The organism is Microbacterium oleivorans (assembly GCF_023715745.1).
Classification (GTDB): Bacteria; Actinomycetota; Actinomycetes; order Actinomycetales; family Microbacteriaceae; genus Microbacterium; species Microbacterium oleivorans_D.
In genome coordinates, this window is record NZ_JAMBOV010000003.1 from 217,929 (window position 1) to 238,081 (window position 20,153).

Below are 20,153 nucleotides of genomic sequence, written 5' to 3' on the forward strand. Positions count from 1 at the left end.
CGGGGTCATGGGTGCGCAGACGGTGCCGGGCTCGCGTCGCCGATTGGGGATCGGCGCGGCGGTCACCCTGGTCGTCGCCGTCGCCGCGGTCACGATCGCGATCGGCATCGTCCGCACCGGCGCCGACGCGGCGATCGAGACGGTCCCGGACGTCGCCTCGGAGACGGTGGCCCCGGCGACCGTCTACGTGCACGTGTCGGGAGAGGTCGCTGACCCGGGGCTGTACCGACTCGACCAGGGTGCGCGCGTCGTCGACGCCGTCGCCGCGGCGGGCGGTTTCACCGCCCAGGCGTCGCGCGAGGCGGTCAACCTCGCGCGACCGGTCAGCGACGGCGAGCAGCTCGTCGTCCCCGCCGAAGGCGCCGAGGGCACGGATGCCGCGGCTCCGGCAGCGCCCGAGGGCGACGGCCGCGTGAACCTCAACACCGCCGACCTCGCCGCGCTCGACACCCTGCCGCGGATCGGACCGGCGATCGCGCAGCGCATCCTCGACTGGCGCGAGGCCAACGGTCGGTTCACGAGCGTGGACGACCTCATGGCCGTCCCCGGGATCGGCGAGAAGATGCTGGCCTCACTCCGCGACCTGGTGACCGTGTGAGCATCCGGACCGCCCGTCGTCGCGATCTCCGCCTGCTCCCCGTGGCCGTCACGGCGTGGGCGGGCGCCGGCGCGGCGATCGCCTTCCCGCAGCAGGCGGCGGCGTCCGCCGTCGTCCTCTGGCTCGCAGCGGTCTCGCTGCTGGTTGCCGCGGTGCGTCGCGCGCGACCGACCCTGCTGACCCTCATCGCGGTCTCGATGGCGGTCGCGGGGGCCGCCGCATCCCACGTCGCCGTCGTCCAGCCGGCCAGGGACGCGGCGGCCGATCTGAGGATCGACGGCGGCCGCAGCGTCGCCTTCGAGGTCGACGTCGTCGGGAAGGTCGAGCGCTCCGCGACCGGTTTCCGCTTCGACGCGATCACGCGATCGGTGACCATCGGCGACGAGACCCTGGCGCTCTCGGCACCCGTGCTGGTCCGCGCATCCGACCGTCCACCCGGGCTCGATCTGGGTGCGCGTGCGACGGCGCTCGGGACGGCGTTCCGCGCCGATGCGACCGACCGCGCCGTGCTCGTGGTCGAGGCGTCCGAGCTCGCGATCGAGCGAGCGCCGGAGGGGCCCCTCGCCGTCGCTGCGAGTCTGCGGACAGGACTCGTGGCCGCGATCGAGGGACTACCCGACCCCGGTGCCGGGCTCGTGCCGGGGTTGGCCGTCGGCGACACGTCCGCCGTCACCGACGAGCTCGACCAACGGATGACAGCGTCCTCGCTGTCTCACCTCACCGCGGTCTCCGGGGCGAACTGCGCGCTCGTCGTCGGTATCGCCTTCGGTATCGCTGCCCTGTGCAGGGCGAGACGCGGCATCCGCGTCGCCGCCGGGCTCGGAACCCTGGTCGCCTTCGTCGTCCTCGTGTCGCCGGAACCGAGCGTCGTCCGGGCGGGCGCGATGGCGGCGATCGCGATGCTCGGTCTGCTGCTCGGACGCATCGGTGCGGGTGTGTCGGTGCTCGCGGCATCCGTCTGTCTGCTCCTCATCCTCGATCCGTGGCTCGCGGCGTCGCTCGGCTTCGCCCTGTCCGCGGTCGCCACGGGATCGCTCCTGCTCTTCGCCGGCCCTCTCGCCGACGGCCTGTCCAGATGGATGCCGTCGCCCGCCGCCCTCGCGCTGTCGGTGCCCCTCGCCGCGCAATTGGCGTGTGGTCCGCTGCTCGTGCTCATCGAGCCGACCGTGCCGCTGGTGGGCGTGCTCGCGAATCTGCTCGCGGGACCGGCAGCACCTGTGGCGACGGTGCTCGGACTGCTGGCGTGCCTCGCCCTGCCGGTGCCCGTCCTGGCGCAAGGACTGTCCGCGCTCGCGTGGTTGCCGGCCGCGTGGATCGCGGGCACGGCGGACCTCGCCGCCCGGCTGCCGGGGGCATCCCTCCCGTGGCTCGAGGGGCTGCCCGGCCTGCTTGCGCTGGCGATCACCGGCGCCGCGATCGGTTCGGCGATCGCGGCGCGCCGGCACCGGCTGCGCCGAGCGGCGGCGTGGACATTGGCCGCGGCAGTCCTCGTCGTCGCCGCCTCCGGCCCTGTCCGGACCTTGCTCGACCGCACGCGGGTGCCCACCGACTGGGCCATCGCCGCCTGCGAGGTCGGTCAGGGAGATGCCGTCCTCGTGCGCTCCGCCGACGCGGTCATGCTCATCGACGCTGGACCCGAGCCGGCTGCGCTGACGGCGTGCCTGGACCGGTTCGCGATCGACCGCATCGACATCCTCGTGCTGACCCACTTCGATCTGGACCACCGTGGTGGTGCCGACGCCGTCGCGGGGCGGGCGGATCTCGTCCTGCACGGTCCCGTCCCCGACGCCGACGCCGCCGACGTGGTCGCACGGCTCGCCTCCGCCGGCGCTCGGACGCAACAGGTGTCGGCCGGTCAGGGCGGCGAGCTGGGGGAGTGCCGGTGGCGGTCGCTCTGGCCGAAGCCGGACGACGCCGTCTATCCCGCCGGCAACGACGCGAGTGTCATCGTCGACGTCACCGGATGCCGCGTCCCCGACGCCGTCTTCCTCGGCGACCTCTCCGCGCAGGCGCAGCGCTCGCTCGTCGCGACGGGAGCCGTCGACCGCGGTTACGCCGTCGTGAAGGTCGCTCACCACGGCAGTGCCGACCAGGACGGAGAGCTCTATCGCAGGCTCAGCCCGAGCATCGCGCTGGTCACCGTGGGGGAGAACCCCTATGGGCACCCCCGCGCGGAGATCCTCGATCTCCTCGAGGAGGAGCGCGCCACCGTCGCGCGCACCGACACCTCCGGGGACCTCGTCCTCTGGCGCGACGATGACGGCCTTCGCCTCTGGCGCTCACGAGAAGGATGACGGGGGCGCCCGTCACCGTCCGCCGCCCTCGGTAGGCTGGATCCCATGCCGAGCCCCCGTCGTCCCGCCGCGAAGACGACGAAGTCGACGATCCCGCAGATCTCGTGGCGCGCGCCACAGCCGGCGCCCGTCGTGCTCGTCTCGGGGCCCGAGGAGGTCTGTGCGGAACGGGCGACCGCCGGCATCCGTGATTACCTGCGCGCCGAGGATCCGAGCCTCGAGGTCACCGACATCCGCGCGGACGACTACGCCCCCGGCACTCTGCTGGCGGTGTCGTCGCCGTCGCTGTTCGGCGAACCGCGACTCGTCCGCGTGTCGGGCGTGGAGAAATGCTCCGACGCATTCCTCGCCGAGGCGATCCGCTACCTCGAGGCACCCCAGGACGGTGCGACGATCGTGCTGCGTCACACGGGTGCCAGCGTCCGCGGCAAGAAGCTCCTCGACACCCTCCGATCCGGCGTCGGCGGCGGTATCGAGATCGCCTGCCCCGCCGTCAAGCGCGACTCCGACCGCTTCGACTTCGCCGCGGGGGAGTTCCAGGCCGCGAAGCGTCGGATCGCCCCGCCCGCCCTCCGCGCGCTCGTCTCGGCGTTCTCCGACGACCTCACCGAGCTCGCCGCGGCCTGCCAGCAGCTGATCTCCGACGTCGACGGTGACATCACCGAGCAGATCGTCACGCGCTACTACGGCGGCCGCGTCGAGACGACCGCCTTCGCCGTTGCGGACACCGCGATCGCCGGGCGTTATGGCGACGCCCTGATCACCCTCCGACACGCCCTCGCCTCGGGCGCCGACCCGGTCCCGATGGTCGCGGCCATCGCCTCGAAACTGCGCACCATGGCGCGCGTCGCCGGTTCGCGCGAGCCCTCCGGTGCCCTCGCCGCGCGCATCGGCATGAAGGACTGGCAGGTCGACCGGGCCCGCCGCGACCTCGCCGGCTGGACCGAGTCGTCTCTGGGTGTCGCGATCCAGGCGGCCGCCCGCGCGGATGCCGAGGTGAAGGGCGCGTCCCGTGATGCCGTGTTCGCGGTGGAGCGCCTCGTCACCGTCGTCGCGACCCGCGCGCCGTACGGCGCCTGAGCTCGCCGGTAACGACGAAGGCCCGCCCCCAGGGGGACGGGCCTTCGTCACACGTTGCGGCTCAGAGAGCGGCGACCTGCTTGGCGATCGAGGACTTGCGGTTGGCCGCCTGGTTCTCGTGGATGACGCCCTTGCTGACGGCCTTGTCGAGCTTCTTGGTGGCCTTGAGCAGCGCCTTCTCGGCAGCAGCCTTGTCGCCGGCCGAGATGGCCGCACGGGTCTGACGGACGACGGTCCGCAGCTCGCTCTTCACGGCCTTGTTGCGCTCGCGAGCCTTCTCGTTGGTCTTGTTGCGCTTGATCTGCGACTTGATGTTCGCCACGTTCGACGTATCTTTCGTTCGGAGTTATCGGTTGGAAGTGCCGGCGACAGAAGAGGGCTGTCACGCAGCGGTCGTGTGAGGGAGGAACCCACACGCAAGCCAAAAACCGATTCTATCAGGTGAGCGCCTCATCCCGAAGTCGACCGCTCGCGCGCCATTGTCGCCAGGGCAAGGTCGACGATCGCGTTGAACACGCGGGGCCGCATGGCGGTGACGAGATGGGATGTCCGGGGCACGACGATGAGCTCGGCCTCGGGCGTGAGTCTCGTGAACAGGCGTTCGTTGAGCCGCAGCTGATCCCACTGCCCGTTGACGAACCACATCGGCACCGAGATCCGTTTCAGCGACGTGACGAGGTCGAGCACCGACAGGCTCCGCAGGGCGACGTCCTGGGCGTCGTACGCGTAGCCGCCGGCGCCGAAGTCCGCACGGGTCTCGGGCGGGAGCGTCCGGTCGAGCACGATGTCGGTGAGGGGCTGACCGCGCCTGGGGAGCCGGTCGAAACCTCGAGCCAGCGTCCGATACAGCGCGAGACCCGCGCCGCGCGGGATCGACGTGCAGCCCGCGGCGATGAACGCGCCGACCGGCGGCGGCTGCTCCCTGCCCATGTACTCGATCGAGACGAGCCCGCCCATCGAGTGGGCGACGAGGAGCACGGGTCCACGGGTCGCCGCATCCGTCACTGCGGCGTCGATCGTCTCGAACGCACCGTCCAGCGTGAAGGTCTCGCTTATGCGAGTGCCGTGACCAGGTAGATCCACCGCGGTGGCGCCGACGCCGAGCGCGGACAGGTGCGCGAGTTGAGCGCGCCACATGGTCGCGGAGGTGCGGATGCCGTGGACGAACACCACCTGAGGCGTCATGCCCCCAGCCTACGAATCATCGGCCAGCGGACGCGGAACGGGGGCGGCTCCACAGGACCCGCCCCCGTTCCGGCTGCGTCCCATCAGAACAGGACGCGGACCTTCACCGGCTTGCTCTCGGAACCCTGGGCGACCGTCGGATCGTCGGGGACGAAGGTTGCCGTGTAGATGTGGGTCCCGCGCGACAGTCGACCGAGCGTCGTCGTCGCGGTGCCTCGGCTGACCTCCGCCGTCGCGATCACCGTGTCGCCCTCGCGGAACTCCACGACGCCCTCGGCACGGCCTCCCTCCTGGGTGACGATCGCGACGAGCGTCGTCGGCAGGAACCGGTTGATGTGCACCGGAGGGACGGCCACCAAACGTGTCTTCGTCGTCGCGGCGGGCTCGGCCGCTTCCTCGACGGTCACGGGAACCTGCGACACGGTCCCGCTCGGGGCGGCGGTCACGGTCAGCTGCGCAGCGCCCGCGGGCGTTCCGGCAGGCAGGGTGACGCTGACGGATGCCGCGCCCTCCGACACCGGCGCCGTGCCGAGCACCTGGTCGCCGAGACTCACCGAGATCTCCGTGTTGGCGGGGGCGCCCTTGCTGGTGAGGTCGAGTCCGGCCACCTGGAACGACACCGTGTCGCCTGCGGCGACCGTCTCGGGAACGCCCGAGACGTGCACACCGTGCTTGGCGAACGAGGGGGCCACAGGCGAGCCCTCGGCGAGATAGTCCACCCAGGCCTCATAGTCGAGCAGGCCCGTGTCGACGTAGTCGTCGCCCTCGGTGAAGGCGCGGAAGTTGTCGCCACCGGCTGCGAGGAACGAGAACGTCCCGATGCGGTAGGTCCCGGCCGGGTCGATCGGAGCCCCGTCGACCGTCACCGACGTGATGCGCTCACCCTCCGGCAGCGCCGGGTCGTAGGTGTACGACACGTTGTCCGAGAGCCCGAGCTGCAGGTACGGACGCGCGGGGACGTTGCCCGCGGCATCCCGCTGCCATTGCTGCTCGAGCATCGTCGTGAACTCCTCGCCCGTCAGGGTGACGAGTGCGAGCGTGTTGTTGAACGGCAGCACGGCGTTGGCCTGGCTGAACGAGATCGAGCCGTCCGCGAGCCCCGGCACCGCGTTGGCACCGAACTCCGCCTGTGTGTCGAACAGATCGGCGCGCAGACCGCCGGGGTTGGTGACGCCGATGACGGCGCCGTTCGGCAGGTCGGCGAGGCTGTCGCGCAGCATGTTGGCGACCGTGTTGCCGAGGGTCGACTCGGCGGCACGGTTGTCGCGAGAGCCGCCGGTGTACACGCCGTCGAGGTAGGAGCCACCGCTGTAGGCGGTCGTGATGTCGCCGGACACCTGACCGACCTCGGTGTTGCCGATGGCGGCCGCGTTCGCGAGCGCGGCCTTCGTGATCCGGTCGACCTCCGCCACCCGCGGGTAGGCGGCGACGAGGTCGGCGGCGGGCGTGGTCGTACGGGTGACATTGCGCTCGGTGTGCGCCGAGACCTCGCCGGTCGCGGCGTCTACCGTCAGCGTGATCTCACCGATCTTCGCGCCGTACGACCCGGTCTGCACGACGGGGCGTGTGCGGTCCGTGCCGGGGATCGGCGCCGACCACGCGTACTCCTTGTGCGTGTGGCCCGTGAAGATCGCATCGACCTCGGCCGAGGTGTCCTCGATGATCGCCCCGAAGGCGCCGCCCGCGGCGACCTCCTCTTCGAGGGTCGCGCCGTCCGGGGTGCCGGCCCCGGCGCCCTCGTGGTAGAGCGCCACGATGACGTCGGCCTCACCGTTGGACGGGTCGCCGTCGGTCAGCTGCGCGGCGACGCGGTTGACCGCCTCGACCGGGTCGCCGAAGTCGACGGACTCGATGCCCGTGGGGGTGACGAGCGTGGGTGTCTCCTCGGTCACAGCGCCGATGACGCCGACCGTGAGACCGTCGGCCTCCAGCAGTGCGTACTCGTCGAGTGCCGGCGTCGTCGTGCCCTTCTCGTAGACGTTCGCTCCGAGCTGGGGAGCGTCGAACGCGTCCGACACTCGCCCGGAGAGGTCGGCGAAGCCGCGGTCGAACTCGTGGTTGCCGACGGCGCTGGCCTGCAGCCCCATGGCGTTCAGCACGTCGATCGTCGGCTGATCCTGGGACACCGACGAGGCGAACAGGGAGGCGCCGATGTTGTCGCCGGCCGACAGGAACAGGGTCGGTCCCGACGCTGCCTTCCGGAGCTCTTCGACCGTCCCGGCGAAGGCGACCGTGTTGGTGTCGATGCGCCCGTGGAAGTCGTTGATGCCCAGCAGGGTGAGCTGCACGGGGGCGGCGTCCGCGTCCATGCCGACGATGACCGGGTCGTGGTCGCTCGAGCGGAACGGGTCGGCCGAGTAGAACTCGGTGCCGTGGGTGCGGAAGCGGCTGTACTCCAACGCGATCGACTCGCCCGAATTGATGTTCCAGATGTCGGCGCCGGTCGAGCGGGCCAGTGCCGCCTTGTTCAGGAGGATGTGGTCGAGCGAGCCCGAGAGCCCCGAGAAGCTGTAGGACGACGAGTCGACGTCGAACGCCTGCTCGGCGTCGGCGTAGCCGGCCTCGTAGAGCACCTGCAGCGGGTCCTCCTGGCTGTACGAGTTGAAGTCGCCTGCGAGTGCCACGGCGTCCACGTCGCCCTGGATCTCCGCGACCCAGTCGCGCAGTGCGGTCGCCTGACGGACCCGCGACTCGTTCGAGGATCCCTGACCGTCGCCCGTGTCGGCGTCGCCTGGCCACGGACCCGCGGAGCCCTTGGACTTGAAGTGGTTGACGACGAACAGGAACGGGTCGCCTCCCGCGGCGGGCTCGAACACCTGCGCGATCGGCTCGCGCGCGTTGCCGAACGCTTCGCCGTCGGCGCTCTGGTCACCGAGGGCGCGCGCGGCGCCGACGGGGGAGACGAGCTCCGGCTGGTAGATGATCGCGTTCGTGATGACGTCCTGCTCGGATGCCGGGGGCAGATCCTCCGACGACGGGACGAACGCCCACGTGCCGGCACCCGCGTCGGCGTTGAGTGCGGCCACGAGCGTCGATGTCGCCTCGTCCGCGTCTTCGCCCAGCGCCGCGGAGTTCTCGATCTCCATGAGACCGACGACGGCGGCATCCACGGACGTGATGGCCTCGATGAGCTTGTCCTGCTGGCGCTCGAGGTCGACGGCGTCCCACGCGCCGCGCTGAGCGCAGCCGTCGCGCACCGTCACGCCGTCGCCGAACCGGTCGGAGTAGGCCTCGCAGGTCGCCGAGTCGGTGCCGAGCGTCGTGAAGTAGTTCAGGACGTTGAACGAGGCGATCGACAGATCCCCGCCGACCTCCTCGGGTGCGTCGGTGCGGACGTTCTCGAAGACGACGTCATCGGCGCCCGTCCCGTCGCCGATGACCGGCTCGGTCGGATTCAGCTTCCAGGTGTCGTTGCGGTAGTCCACGATGAGCGGCGCCGAGAAGGTGACGCCCGCGCCGACCGTGACCGGCTCGGTGAGCGAGACGTAGGCGGGGGTCAGCGCCTGGTTGGCGGCCGATGTGTAGTCGAGACCCGCGCCGTCGTCGAGGCGCACACCCCGGGCGGCGTTGTCGGCGGCGACGGCTGCCGCCTCGTCGCTCCCGGGTCGGGCGGCGTCGGTGGGCTGGCGCAGCGGTGCGTCGCCGGCGGCCAAGCCGACCTCGCCGAAGCGGTTGGTGCTGTAGGTGTCGCTGACGGTGAACTCGCCCTGCGGGGAGATCAGCATCGACTCGAGCGACTCGCGCTGCGCGGCGGTGGTCGGCCACGCGACGGTCGCCGGCGTCGGCGCCTCCGCGTCCTCGATCACCCGGGCGTCGCCCGGCTCGACCGTGATCTCGGTGAGCCCGTTGTACTCCGACACGACACCGGTGACCGTGACCGTGTCGCCGAGCGCGACCTCGCGGACGGCGCCCGGAGCGTAGACGAAGACGGCGTCCGACGCGGTGTGCGTCTCGAGATCCAGTGCACCACCCGTACCGGGGGTCTGGATGACGTAGCCGTTGTAGCCGCCGGTGGGGTAGTGCGCACTGACCACGCCGGTGGTGGTGACGGTGCGGCCGGCCAGCGGGGACGCATCCGTCGTGCCCTGGATCTCGGCGATCGTCGCCGCCTGCGGCTCGGGGTCGGGCTCCGGCTCGGGATCGACATCGGCGCCGAGACCCGTGGGCGTCGGTGTGCCGGCGGTGAAGTCCGCCGCGTTGTCAGCCGTGTTCGTGGCGTCCTCGTCGCGCGAGACGCTCGTCGCATTCGACGTGCCGGGAGCGGGCGCGGAGCCAGCGAAAGCCGTGGCGGTGCTGCCCCAGCCGACGAGGTCGACGACCTGCTCGAGATCGGCGATGCCGGTGCCGCCTGTGAGGGCCGTCTCGCTGGAGACGAGGGCGACCTTCGCGCCGCTGCCGCTCATGGCGATCGTGCCCTCGACGTCCGCCTCGAAGGCGGGGAGCGAGGTGTTGCTGCCCAGCGCCTGTCCGACGAGGAGGTTCTCGCCCGCAGGGAGGTCGATGTCGCCGAGCTTCGTGACCTGCCACGTGGCTCCCGTCGCGGAGGCGTACTGCACGCTGAAGCCGCTCAGGTCGATCGCCGCGTCGCCGGTGTTGGCGAGCTCCACGAAGTCGCGGTTGAAGGCGGCGCCGCTGTTGCCGCCACCGCCGTAGACCTCGGAGATCACGAGGGGCGAGTCGGCCGACACGGCGGCGTTCGCCGCACTCGGCACGAGGGTCAGACCGGCAGCCGTCACGGCGGTGACCGTGAGCAGGGCGCCGGTGCGGCGGAGGAAGGACGGTGACGCGTGCGCAGGAACGGGTGGGTTCGACACGTGGGATCTCCCGAAGCGGCACGGGCGCGGGGCTTATCGCGCAGGAACCGACCGCCACATTGAGCATTCGGTCGGTTTCGCGGCCCCGCAAGTGTCAGATCGGTTAACTCTTTCTCATGCGGCGGGCCGCTAGCGTGTCGCCGCCGCGGCGGGTTATGGTGCCCGATCGTCGGGGCTGGCGCCCGGCCCCGCGCCGGTAGACTCGCCTGGTCATGTCACCCCGCGCCCTTCAGCCCCTGCAGCCCGCGGCCACGCCGCCCGCGCAGCTCCGCAACTTCTGCATCATCGCTCACATCGACCACGGCAAGTCCACCCTGGCCGATCGCATGCTGCAGATCACCGGCGTGGTCGCCGACCGCGACATGCGGGCGCAGTACCTCGACCGGATGGACATCGAGCGCGAGCGCGGCATCACGATCAAGAGCCAGGCGGTCCGGATGCCGTGGGCCACCGCCGACGGCACATTCGCGCTCAACATGATCGACACGCCCGGGCACGTGGACTTCACCTACGAGGTCAGCCGCTCCCTCGCCGCCTGCGAGGGAGCGATCCTCCTTGTCGACGCGGCACAGGGCATCGAGGCGCAGACCCTCGCCAACCTCTACCTCGCCCTCGAGAACGATCTCGAGATCATCCCTGTCCTCAACAAGATCGACCTCCCCGCCGCGGACCCCGACAAGTACGCCGCCGAACTCGCGAACCTCATCGGCGGCGACCCGGCCGACGTGCTCAAGGTCAGCGGCAAAACCGGCATGGGCGTCGAGGCGCTGCTCGACCGCATCGTCGAGCGCATCCCGGCTCCGGTCGGTGACGCCGACGCTCCCGCGCGGGCCATGATCTTCGACTCGGTGTACGACGCGTACCGCGGAGTGGTCACGTACGTCCGCATGGTCGACGGCAAGCTCGAGCCGCGCGAGCGCATTCAGATGATGTCGTCGAAGGCGGCGCACGACCTCCTCGAGATCGGAGTGTCGAGCCCGGAACCGGTGCCCACGAAGGGGCTCAGCGTCGGCGAGGTCGGCTACCTGATCACCGGTGTGAAGGACGTCCGCCAGTCCAAGGTCGGCGACACGATCACGAACCACCGGAAGCCCGCATCCGAGGCGCTCGCGGGATACACCGATCCCAAGCCCATGGTCTTCTCGGGCATCTACCCGATCGACGGCAGCGACTACGCCGAGCTGCGTGAGGCGCTCGACAAGCTCAAGCTGTCGGATGCCTCGCTGCAGTACGAGCCCGAGACCTCCGTCGCCCTTGGCTTCGGCTTCCGGTGCGGATTCCTCGGCCTGCTGCACCTCGAGATCATCACCGAACGTCTCGCCCGCGAGTTCGGGCTCGACCTCATCACGACCGCGCCGTCGGTCACCTACGAGGTCATGACCGACACTGGCGAGACCGTCACGGTCACCAACCCGTCCGAGTACCCCGACGGCCGGGTGGCGGAGGTCTCCGAGCCGGTCGTGAAGGTCGGCATCCTGCTGCCGAAGGACTACGTGGGTACCGTCATGGAGCTCTGCCAGTCGCGTCGCGGAACGCTGCTGGGCATGGATTACCTCAGCGAGGACCGCGTCGAGCTGCGCTACAACATGCCCCTCGGCGAGATCGTCTTCGACTTCTTCGACCACCTGAAGTCCAAGACCCAGGGGTACGCGAGCCTCGACTACGAGCCGGCCGGCTCGCAGACGGCGGACCTCGTGAAGGTCGACATCCTCCTGCAGGGCGAGAAGGTCGACGCGTTCAGCTCGATCGTCCATCGCGAGAAGGCGTACGCGTACGGGACGATGATGACCGAGCGGCTGCGCAAGCTCATCCCGCGCCAACAGTTCGAAGTGCCCATCCAGGCCGCGATCGGTGCGCGCATCATCGCCCGCGAGAACATCCGCGCGATCCGCAAGGACGTGCTCGCCAAGTGCTACGGCGGTGACATCACCCGTAAGCGCAAACTCCTCGAGAAGCAGAAGGAGGGCAAGAAGCGCATGAAGATGGTCGGCCGCGTCGAGGTCCCCCAGGAGGCGTTCATCGCCGCGCTGTCGGGAGACGTCGAGGGCAAGGACAAGAAGTAGGCTGACACGATGCGCCGCGGGAGTTTCCAGGCAGGGACCGTCGACTACGCCGCCGTCGGGGCGACGCAGGCACCGGATCTGATGGGCTATCCGCCGAAGGGCACGACCCCGGCGGAGGCGTCCTGGCGCCTCGGCAGCGGTGAGAGCCGCTTCGTCACCTCGAGCGAGTCGCTGCTCGGATGGGGTGCCCAGCGTGGGGCCGGCCTCCAGGTGAGCGACGTGCGCCCGGCATCCGGTCCCATGTACTCCGGTGTCGGCTTCGACGCGGACGGCAACGCCGTCCAGCCCAGCCGCCTCGACGACGAGCAGCGGTTCGACGCCGATGGTGTGCCCTTCGCCGGTGCGGGGACGACGGTGCACCTGCGCGGCCGGGTCGGCGGGATGCGGGCGGATGCCGAGCTCCGCGTGATCTCCGTCGTCGACGAGCCTCGACGCGTCGGGTTCTCCCTCGGCACGGTCGGCGGCTCGGTCGTCAGCGGCGAGGAGTCCTTCCTCCTCGAGTGGCGCGACGACGACGAGGTCTGGTTCACGGTCCGCGCCTTCGACAAGCCGACCGGTCTCTTGTACCGCGTCTGGCGCCCGCTCGTGAGGCGACGCCGGCGCGCGCTGTTCCAGGGGTACCTGCAGGCGATGTCGCCCATGTACGCCACCGGCTCCTGATGGGGTCCGCTCTTCCCCTCGGCGATCCCGCACCGGCCGACGGCGCTCTCCCCGCCGACGTGACCGTCTCGGACGACGTCGACTTCGGCGTCTACCTGCACGTCCCGTTCTGCCGCGTCCGCTGCGGCTACTGCGACTTCAACACGTACACCGCCACCGAACTGCGCGGTGCCCGCCAGGACGCGTACGCCGACGAGGTCCTGCGCGAGATCGAGATCTCCCGCCGCGTCCTCGGCGACCGCGGGCCGCTCCGCCCCGCGCAGACGGTGTTCTTCGGCGGAGGCACCCCGACGCTCCTGCCGCCGGGTGATCTGGCGCGGATGCTCGACGGCGTCCGCGACACCTTCGGGTTGGCCGAGGGTGCGGAGGTGACGGTCGAGGCGAACCCCGACACGATGACGGATGCCGTGGCTCGGACGCTCGCGGTGGCGGGCGTCACGCGTCTCTCGGTCGGCATGCAGTCCGCCGTCCCGCACGTCCTGGCCGCCCTCGACCGGACGCACGACCCGGCGAACATCGCGACGGCCGTCGCCGCGGCACGGCGCGCCGGGCTCGCCGTGAGCCTGGACCTCATCTACGGCGCGCCGGGGGAGTCGCTCGAGGACTGGCACGCCTCGCTCGAGACGGCGACGGCGCTCGCGCCCGACCACGTCTCGGCCTATGCGCTCATCGTGGAGGACGGCACGAAACTCGAGCGTCAGATCCGTCGCGGCGAGGTGGTCGCACCCGACGACGACCTGCAGGCCGACATGTACGAGCTGGCCGACGAGCTGCTCGCCGCGGCCGGCTACGAATGGTACGAGGTCTCGAACTGGTCCACGAGCCGCGCCCAGCGGTCGCGGCACAACCTCTCGTACTGGCGGGGTCAGGATTGGTGGGGCTACGGCCCCGGCGCGCACAGCCACATCGGCGGGCTGCGGTGGTGGAACGTGAAGCATCCCGCGGCCTACGCGCAGCGTCTGGCCGCCGGGCAGTCCCCGGCCGCGGGACGGGAGCGACCGGATGCCGAGGCCCGCCGCCTCGAGGACATCCTGCTGCGCTCGCGCATCGCCGACGGCGTCGCGGTGGACGAGGCGACGGTCGCGGGACGGCGGAACGTGGCATCCCTCATCGCCGACGGACTCGTCGAGGGCGCCGCCGCCGTGCGCGGCACGATCGTGCTGACCCGGCGGGGGAGGCTCCTGGCCGATGCGGTCGTCCGCGCGCTCACCGCGTGATCCGAGCAGATCGCTTCACGCGCGGTAGAATTGGCACTCCAAGATCGAGAGTGCCAGCGGAGGAGGGGTGATGGTCTCGGAACGCGGTCTGCAGGTGTTGCGTGCGATCGTGCAGGACTACGTCGACACGCGCGAGCCCGTCGGGAGCAAGGCGATCGTCGATCGCCACCAGTTCGGGGTGTCCGCCGCCACGATCCGCAACGACATGGCGCTGCTCGAGGACGAGGAGCTCATCACCGCCCCGCACACCTCGTCGGGCCGTGTGCCGACGGACAAGGGCTACCGGGTCTTCGTCGATCACCTCGCCGACGTGCGCCCGTTGACGTCCGCGCAGCGGTCCGCGATCGGCGCCTTCCTCGAGGACACCGGCGACCTCGACGACCTCCTGGTGCGCACCGTGCGCACGCTCACGCGCCTCACCGGCCAGGTCGCGATCGTGCAGTACCCCTCCTTCGCCCGAGCCAACGTGTCGCACGTCGAGGTCGTGCACCTCGGCGGGACCCGTGTCGTCATCATCGTCGTGACCGACACCGGACGCGTCTCGCAGCGGGTGACTTTCCTCGCAACCGAGCCCACCGCCGAGGAGGCGCAGCAGCTCAAGCTCGCGATGGCCGCGCTGCTGACCGGCAAGAGCGTCCGCGACGGTGCCGCGGCCATCGCCCGCACCCTGGAGGACGAGGCCCCTGCGCCGCGTGAGGAGAACCGTCGGATCGTGTTGCGAGCGATCGGCGAGGAACTGGACGAGTTCCGCTCGGACCGCATGGTCATGGCCGGGTCGGCGACCCTCGCACGTCGGGAGGCCGACTTCCGCGGCAGCATCTATCCTCTGCTCGAGGCGATCGAGGAGCAGGTCACGCTCCTCCGCCTCATGGGCGAGATGGTCGCGGACGACCGTGGTCTGGCGACCAGCATCGGCCGCGAGAACGAGCCGTTCGGGCTCGCCGAGGCATCCGTCGTCGCGGGGGACTACGACGCCGGCGGTTCGCAGGCACGCGTCGGCGTCCTGGGGCCGACCCGCATGGACTATCCCACCAATCTCGCGGCGGTCCGTGCCGTCGCGCACTATCTGACGCGTCTGCTCGAAGAAGACGAGAAGTCGCGCTGAACGAATCGGCCTCCGGGCCGGAGAGGTGATTGTGGCTGACCACTACGAGGTCCTGGGTGTCGCGCGCGACGCGAGCCCGGACGAGATCAAGAAGGCGTACCGCCGACTGGCCCGCCAGCTCCACCCCGACGTCAACCCGGGTGAGGATGCGGCGGAGCGCTTCAAGCTCGTCACGCACGCGTACGACGTCCTGAGCGATCCGGACCAGCGCCAGCGCTACGACCTGGGCGGCGACGCGGGTGCCTTCGGCGGCGCCGGTGCCGGCTTCGGCGGTTTCAGCGACATCTTCGAGACGTTCTTCGGCGGAGGCGGCGGCGGGACCCGAGCGGGTCGTCCGCGATCGCGTCGCGAGCGCGGTCAGGATGCGCTCGTTCGCGTCGACCTCACCCTCGGCGACGTCGTGTTCGGTGTCCACCGCGACATCGAGGTCGACACCGCGGTCCTGTGCGAGACCTGCCAGGGCTCCTGCTGCCAGCCGGGCACGCAGCCCGTCACGTGCGACATCTGCCACGGTTCCGGGCAGATTCAGCGGACGGTTCGGAGCCTCCTCGGCAACGTCGTCACGTCGCAGCCCTGCACGACCTGTCAGGGGTACGGCACGACCATCCCCTACCCCTGCTCCACCTGCCAGGGGCAGGGTCGTGTCCGCGCCCGCCGCACCGTGTCGATCGACATCCCCGCGGGCGTCGAGACGGGGCTCCGGCTGCAGCTGCCCGGCTCGGGCGAGGTCGGTCCCGCGGGCGGCCCGAACGGCGACCTGTACCTCGAGGTCACCGTCGCGCCGCACGACGTGTTCAGCCGCGACGGCGACGACCTGCTCGCGACCCTCGAGGTGTCGATGATCGACGCGATCCTGGGCACCGGCGTCACGATCGACTCGCTCGACGGCCCCGTCGACCTCGAGATCCGTCAGGGCGTGCAGGCCGGCGACGAGCTCACGATCCGCGGTCGCGGCATCACGCCCCTGCGCGGTGAGCAGCGTGGCGACCTCCGGGTCGCGGTGCAGGTCGTGACGCCCTCCCACCTCGACCCGAAGTCGCGTGCACTCGTACAGGAGCTCGCGAAGCGCATGCGGCCCGCGCCGCCGCACCTCGCCGAGTTCCACCCCGGGCTGTTCTCGAAGCTCCGCGGCAAGTTCAAGCGCTGACCGTGGCCCTGCACTTCCTCACGGAGGATGCCGGTGCTGCCCGCCCGGGCGATGTCGTGCGGCTGACCGGGGCCGAGGCCCACCACGCCGCCGCCGTGCGTCGCATCCGGGTCGGCGAGGGCGTGACCGTCGGCGACGGCCGTGGCCTCTGGCTCACCGGGACGGTCACCTCGGTCGCCCCGAAGGAGGTCGTGGTCGAGGTCGTGGAACGCGCCGAGCATCCGCAGCCGTCGCCCCGCACGGTGCTCGTGCAGGCGCTCGCGAAGGGCGACCGTGACGAGCTCGCCGTGCAGGCGGCGACCGAGCTGGGCGTCGATGCGATCCTTCCCTGGCAGGCCGGGCGATCCGTCTCGCGCTGGGAGGGCGCGAAGGTCGCGAAGGGCGTCGCGCGCTGGGAGTCCATCGCCCGCGAGGCGGCGAAGCAGGCGCACCGCCCGTGGCTGCCCGAGGTCGCCGATCCTGTCACGACGCGGCAGCTCGTCGCCCAGGCGGAGTCTGCACGGATGCTGGTGCTCGAGCCGACGGCATCCGCTGCGCTCTCGGGCGTCGAGCTCGACGCGTCCGACATCCGGGACGTGCTCCTCGTCGTGGGACCCGAGGGCGGCATCGCCCTGGAGGAGCTCGACCTCCTCCAGGGCGCGGGTGCCGCGCTCGTACGGCTCGGTGACACGGTGCTGCGCACCTCGACAGCCGGTCCCGCGGCGCTTGCGCTGGTCAACCGGGCACTCGGTCGCTGGTGAGTCGGCACCGGCCGACGCCGGGAGCCGCTGACTAGACTGAAGGGATGAGCGAGCCGTCGGTGTTCACCCGCATCCTCCGGGGTGAGATCCCCTCCGAGATCATCGCGGAGACCGAGAACGCGTTCGCGATCCGCGACATCGCCCCCCAGGCCCCCGTGCACCTGCTCGTCATCCCCAAGAGCGAGCGCTACCGCGACGTCGTCGAGCTCGCGGCGGGCGACCCCGCCCTCCTCGCCGAGCTCGTGGGGCTCGCGAACAGCATCGCGGCGGAGCATGCCGACGGCGACTTCCGCCTGATCTTCAACACCGGTCCGGGAGCGGGCCAGACCGTCTTCCACGTCCACGCCCACGTGCTGGGCGGCGGGCTCAGCGAAGGGAGCCTCGGTGGCTGACAGCACCGAACCCACCGTCGACCGCATTTATGCGGACGGCGTCGCGATGGTGCAGCTGCTGGGTCCCCAGGACCGGCTGCTGCGCACCGTCGAGCACGAGCACCCCGATGTGCAGGTCCACGTCCGGGGCAACGAGATCACCCTCACGGGTGAGACCGGCGCCGTCGCCCGCGCCCGCGAGCTCGTCGACGAGCTGATCGGCATGGCCCGTGCCGGGCAGGGCCTCGACCCGAGCGACGTCACCCAGTCGAACCGCATCCTCCGAGACAACGGCGGGATGCGTCCCTCCGAGGTGCTGGGCGAGGCGATCCTCTCCTCGCGCGGCAAGGTCATCCGCCCGAAGACGCTCGGTCAGAAGGAGTACGTCGACGCGATCGAGGAGAACACGATCGTGTTCGGCATCGGCCCCGCGGGTACCGGCAAGACCTATCTCGCGATGGCGAAGGCCGTGCAGGCGCTGCAGCGCAAGGAGGTCAGCCGCATCATCCTGACCCGTCCCGCCGTCGAGGCGGGCGAGCGCCTCGGATTCCTGCCGGGAACGTTGACCGACAAGATCGACCCCTACCTGCGGCCGCTCTACGACGCGCTCAACGAGATGATGGACCCTGAGCTCGTCCCGAAGCTCATGGCGTCGGGCACCATCGAGGTCGCGCCGCTGGCCTACATGCGCGGACGTACGCTCAACGACTCGTTCGTCGTGCTCGACGAGGCGCAGAACACGACGCCCGAGCAGATGAAGATGTTCCTCACGCGTCTCGGGTTCGGGACGCGCATGGTCGTGACCGGTGACATCACGCAGGTCGACCTGCCCCAGGGTGCATCGGGTCTGCGCCTGGTCACCCGGGTGCTCAAGGACATCGACGACATCCACTTCGCGCGGCTGACGAGCGACGACGTCGTGCGCCACACCCTGGTGGGTCGCATCGTCGACGCCTACAGCGCGTACGACGAGGAGAAGCTCGCCGCGCGCCGCGAGCGCGACGAGGCGAGCGAGTTCGCGAACCGCGCGGAGCGCCGAGCCGGCCTGCGCCCCGCCGGCCCCCGTGACCGCCAGCCCAAACGAGGACGATCATGACCATCGAGATCACCAACGAGTCCGGCGTCGAGGTCGATGAGACCGTCCTGCTGCGCCTGACCGAGCACAACTTCGCCGAGCTCCACGTGAGCCCCGACGCGGACGTCGCGATCCTCCTCGTCGACGAGGGCGCGATGGAGGCCCTGCACGTGCAGTGGATGGACGAGCCGGGGCCGACCGACGTGCTCAGCTTCCCGATGGACGAGCTGCGCCCGGGCACGGAGGAGGCGCCCACGCCTCCCGGCCTGCTCGGCGACATCGTGCTCTGCCCGCAGGTGGCCGAGACCCAGGCGCAGGCGGCGAAGCACTCCACGATGGACGAGCTCATCCTCCTGACGACGCACGGCCTGCTGCACCTGCTCGGTTTCGACCATGCCGAGCCCGAGGAGGAGCGCGAGATGTTCGGGCTCCAGAAGGAGCTCATCGGCGCGTTCCACTCGAGCGAGCGCCGCCGACGCGCATGACCGAGGTCCTCCTCCTCGTCGCCGCCGGACTCCTCGTCGCGCTCGGCGGTCTCATGGCCTCGCTCGAGGCAGCTCTCGATGTGACCGGTCGTGCCGATCTCGCCGACCTCGCCGACGAGGCCCGGTCGGGAACGGCGCTGCGACGCATCGCGGCCGACCCCGACGCGCACCGCACCGCCGTCGTGTTCATCCGCATCCTCGTCGAGACGGCCGCCGCGGTCCTCGTGACGGTCGCGCTGACGCTGATCTTCGACAACATCTGGTGGGCGATGCTCGCCGCCGTCGTGCTGATGACGATCGCGTCGTTCGTGCTCGTCGGCGCCTCACCGCGCGCGGTGGGGCGCCAGCACGCGAAGGGTTTCCTCCGGTTCTGCGCCCCGCTGATCCGCGGCGCGCGCATCGTGCTGGGCCCGCTCGCGCACCTGCTCGTCCTCGTGGGCGACCGACTGACGCCCGGCATCCACCGAGGCGCCTCGTTCGCCTCCGAGGAGCAGCTGCTCAGCATGGTCGACGAGGCCGCGTCGCAGGACCTCATCGAGGCCGACGACCGCGACCTCATCCACTCGGTGTTCGACTTCACCGACCGCTTCGTGCGCGCCGTCATGGTGCCGCGCACCGACATGGTGACGATGGATGCCGCGGCCACGACGCAGCAGGCGATGACGCTCTTCCTCGACAAGGGCGTCTCCCGCATCCCGATCGCCGACGGTGAGGCTGACGACATCACCGGTGTCGTCTATCTGAAGGACCTCGTGCAGTTCGCCTACCGGGACGAGACCGCGTGGCGCGGAGTGCCGGTCGCGCAGATCGCACGCCCGGCCGTCTTCGTCCCCGAATCCATGCGCGCAGAGACGCTCCTCCAGCAGATGAAGCGCGAGGCCGTGCACGTGTGCCTCGTCGTCGACGAGTACGGCGGCGTCTCGGGCCTCGTCACGCTCGAGGACCTGATCGAGGAGCTCGTGGGGGAGATCTCCGACGAGTACGACCTGCGGACCCGCGAGGTCACGGACCTCGGCGACGGTCGGTTCCGCGTGTCGACCCGTCTCGGCCTCGACGAGGTCGGCGACCTGTTCGGCATCGAGCTCGAGGACGACGACGTCGATTCGATCGGCGGCCTGTTCGGCAAGGCACTCGGCAGCGTCCCCGTGCCCGGCGCCCGTGTCGAGCACAGCGGTCTGGTCCTCACGGGCGGGACCTCGCTCGGCCGGGGCCGCGGCCTCGCGACCGTCTTCGTCGAACGCTCCGAGAGTCTCGACGCCGCCGAGAGCGCCTTCTCGCCCACCACCGGAGAGGTCCGCGTCTCGCGGGGATCGGAGTGA

At 70.8% G+C, this 20,153-nt stretch carries 16 protein-coding genes; 13 read left to right on the forward strand and 3 right to left on the reverse strand.

Translation table 11 applies throughout. The annotated features are described in order from the left end of the window. The first annotated feature begins 7 nt into the window (after positions 1 to 7). The 3 genes from M3190_RS08990 to holA are packed head-to-tail and all read left to right on the forward strand — an operon-like array spanning position 8 to position 3,972. Positions 8 to 598 carry a ComEA family DNA-binding protein gene (locus M3190_RS08990; RefSeq protein ID WP_251580630.1) on the forward strand — a complete coding sequence of 197 codons (591 nt, stop codon included), beginning with the start codon at positions 8 to 10 and terminating at the stop codon, positions 596 to 598. Continuing rightward, entirely contained in the window at positions 595 to 2,892 is a 2,298-nt protein-coding gene (locus tag M3190_RS08995) for a ComEC/Rec2 family competence protein (protein WP_251580631.1), read from the forward strand. The genes M3190_RS08990 and M3190_RS08995 overlap by 4 nt, the downstream gene beginning before the upstream one ends. A 45-nt stretch (positions 2,893 to 2,937) precedes the next feature. Beyond that, on the forward strand, positions 2,938 to 3,972 hold the full coding sequence (holA, locus tag M3190_RS09000) for a DNA polymerase III subunit delta (RefSeq protein ID WP_251580632.1): 1,035 nt from the start codon (positions 2,938 to 2,940) through the stop codon (positions 3,970 to 3,972). Positions 3,973 to 4,033: 61 nt separating this feature from the next. Here the strand turns inward: holA and rpsT are convergent, their stop codons facing one another. From rpsT to M3190_RS09015, 3 genes are all read right to left on the reverse strand, one after another. After that, positions 4,034 to 4,294, reverse strand: coding sequence for a 30S ribosomal protein S20 (rpsT, locus tag M3190_RS09005; protein WP_036308757.1), 261 nt, complete (start codon positions 4,292 to 4,294; stop codon positions 4,034 to 4,036). Positions 4,295 to 4,422: 128 nt separating this feature from the next. Then, on the reverse strand, positions 4,423 to 5,157 hold the full coding sequence (locus tag M3190_RS09010) for an alpha/beta fold hydrolase (RefSeq protein WP_251580633.1): 735 nt from the start codon (positions 5,155 to 5,157) through the stop codon (positions 4,423 to 4,425). An 83-nt stretch (positions 5,158 to 5,240) separates the two neighbouring features. After that, a complete protein-coding gene (locus M3190_RS09015) occupies positions 5,241 to 9,971 on the reverse strand; it encodes an ExeM/NucH family extracellular endonuclease (protein ID WP_251580634.1) in 4,731 nt (1,576 codons plus the stop codon). A 212-nt stretch (positions 9,972 to 10,183) separates the two neighbouring features. Here M3190_RS09015 and lepA point away from each other — a divergent pair, with 212 nt between their 5' ends. From lepA to M3190_RS09065, 10 genes are all read left to right on the forward strand, one after another. Continuing rightward, on the forward strand, positions 10,184 to 12,034 hold the full coding sequence (gene lepA / locus M3190_RS09020) for a translation elongation factor 4 (protein ID WP_251580635.1): 1,851 nt from the start codon (positions 10,184 to 10,186) through the stop codon (positions 12,032 to 12,034). A gap of 9 nt (positions 12,035 to 12,043) precedes the next feature. Further along, positions 12,044 to 12,694 carry a DUF1990 family protein gene (locus M3190_RS09025; protein ID WP_251580636.1) on the forward strand — a complete coding sequence of 217 codons (651 nt, stop codon included), beginning with the start codon at positions 12,044 to 12,046 and terminating at the stop codon, positions 12,692 to 12,694. Further along, positions 12,694 to 13,911 (forward strand): radical SAM family heme chaperone HemW, encoded by a 1,218-nt coding sequence (gene hemW / locus M3190_RS09030; RefSeq protein WP_251580637.1) that lies wholly within the window; start codon positions 12,694 to 12,696, stop codon positions 13,909 to 13,911. The genes M3190_RS09025 and hemW overlap by 1 nt, the downstream gene beginning before the upstream one ends. Before the next feature lie 70 nt (positions 13,912 to 13,981). Next, positions 13,982 to 15,016, forward strand: a complete 1,035-nt coding sequence (gene hrcA / locus M3190_RS09035; RefSeq protein WP_251580638.1) for a heat-inducible transcriptional repressor HrcA — start codon at positions 13,982 to 13,984, stop codon at positions 15,014 to 15,016. A 31-nt stretch (positions 15,017 to 15,047) separates the two neighbouring features. Beyond that, positions 15,048 to 16,163: a molecular chaperone DnaJ gene (gene dnaJ / locus M3190_RS09040; protein WP_308222249.1), complete on the forward strand. Its 1,116-nt coding sequence runs from the start codon at positions 15,048 to 15,050 to the stop codon at positions 16,161 to 16,163. A gap of 2 nt (positions 16,164 to 16,165) precedes the next feature. Then, on the forward strand, positions 16,166 to 16,903 hold the full coding sequence (locus M3190_RS09045; RefSeq protein WP_251580640.1) for a 16S rRNA (uracil(1498)-N(3))-methyltransferase: 738 nt from the start codon (positions 16,166 to 16,168) through the stop codon (positions 16,901 to 16,903). A gap of 44 nt (positions 16,904 to 16,947) precedes the next feature. Further along, positions 16,948 to 17,295: an HIT domain-containing protein gene (locus M3190_RS09050; protein ID WP_251580641.1), complete on the forward strand. Its 348-nt coding sequence runs from the start codon at positions 16,948 to 16,950 to the stop codon at positions 17,293 to 17,295. 46 nt (positions 17,296 to 17,341) lie between these two features. After that, positions 17,342 to 18,370: a PhoH family protein gene (locus M3190_RS09055; RefSeq protein ID WP_251581253.1), complete on the forward strand. Its 1,029-nt coding sequence runs from the start codon at positions 17,342 to 17,344 to the stop codon at positions 18,368 to 18,370. Beyond that, the gene (ybeY, locus tag M3190_RS09060; protein ID WP_064002183.1) at positions 18,367 to 18,834 is read left to right on the forward strand and encodes an rRNA maturation RNase YbeY; all 468 of its coding nucleotides are present in this window, start codon (positions 18,367 to 18,369) and stop codon (positions 18,832 to 18,834) included. Before M3190_RS09055 ends, ybeY begins: the two co-directional genes overlap by 4 nt. Then, the gene (locus M3190_RS09065) at positions 18,831 to 20,153 is read left to right on the forward strand and encodes a hemolysin family protein (protein WP_251580642.1); all 1,323 of its coding nucleotides are present in this window, start codon (positions 18,831 to 18,833) and stop codon (positions 20,151 to 20,153) included. The genes ybeY and M3190_RS09065 overlap by 4 nt, the downstream gene beginning before the upstream one ends.

Excerpts from the sequence above, each read along its gene's own strand:
- lepA (WP_251580635.1), top strand. The coding sequence starts at position 10,184 with ATGTCACCCCGCGCCCTTCAGCCCCTGCAGCCCGCGGCCACGCCGCCC.
- M3190_RS09025 (WP_251580636.1), top strand. The coding sequence starts at position 12,044 with ATGCGCCGCGGGAGTTTCCAGGCAGGGACCGTCGACTACGCCGCCGTC.
- M3190_RS09055 (WP_251581253.1), top strand. The coding sequence starts at position 17,342 with ATGGTGCAGCTGCTGGGTCCCCAGGACCGGCTGCTGCGCACCGTCGAG.
- hemW (WP_251580637.1), top strand. The coding sequence starts at position 12,694 with ATGGGGTCCGCTCTTCCCCTCGGCGATCCCGCACCGGCCGACGGCGCT.
- hrcA (WP_251580638.1), top strand. The coding sequence starts at position 13,982 with ATGGTCTCGGAACGCGGTCTGCAGGTGTTGCGTGCGATCGTGCAGGAC.
- M3190_RS09065 (WP_251580642.1), top strand. The coding sequence starts at position 18,831 with ATGACCGAGGTCCTCCTCCTCGTCGCCGCCGGACTCCTCGTCGCGCTC.
- holA (WP_251580632.1), top strand. The coding sequence starts at position 2,938 with ATGCCGAGCCCCCGTCGTCCCGCCGCGAAGACGACGAAGTCGACGATC.
- M3190_RS09050 (WP_251580641.1), top strand. The coding sequence starts at position 16,948 with ATGAGCGAGCCGTCGGTGTTCACCCGCATCCTCCGGGGTGAGATCCCC.
- M3190_RS09010 (WP_251580633.1), bottom strand. The coding sequence starts at position 5,157 with ATGACGCCTCAGGTGGTGTTCGTCCACGGCATCCGCACCTCCGCGACC.
- ybeY (WP_064002183.1), top strand. The coding sequence starts at position 18,367 with ATGACCATCGAGATCACCAACGAGTCCGGCGTCGAGGTCGATGAGACC.
- M3190_RS08990 (WP_251580630.1), top strand. The coding sequence starts at position 8 with ATGGGTGCGCAGACGGTGCCGGGCTCGCGTCGCCGATTGGGGATCGGC.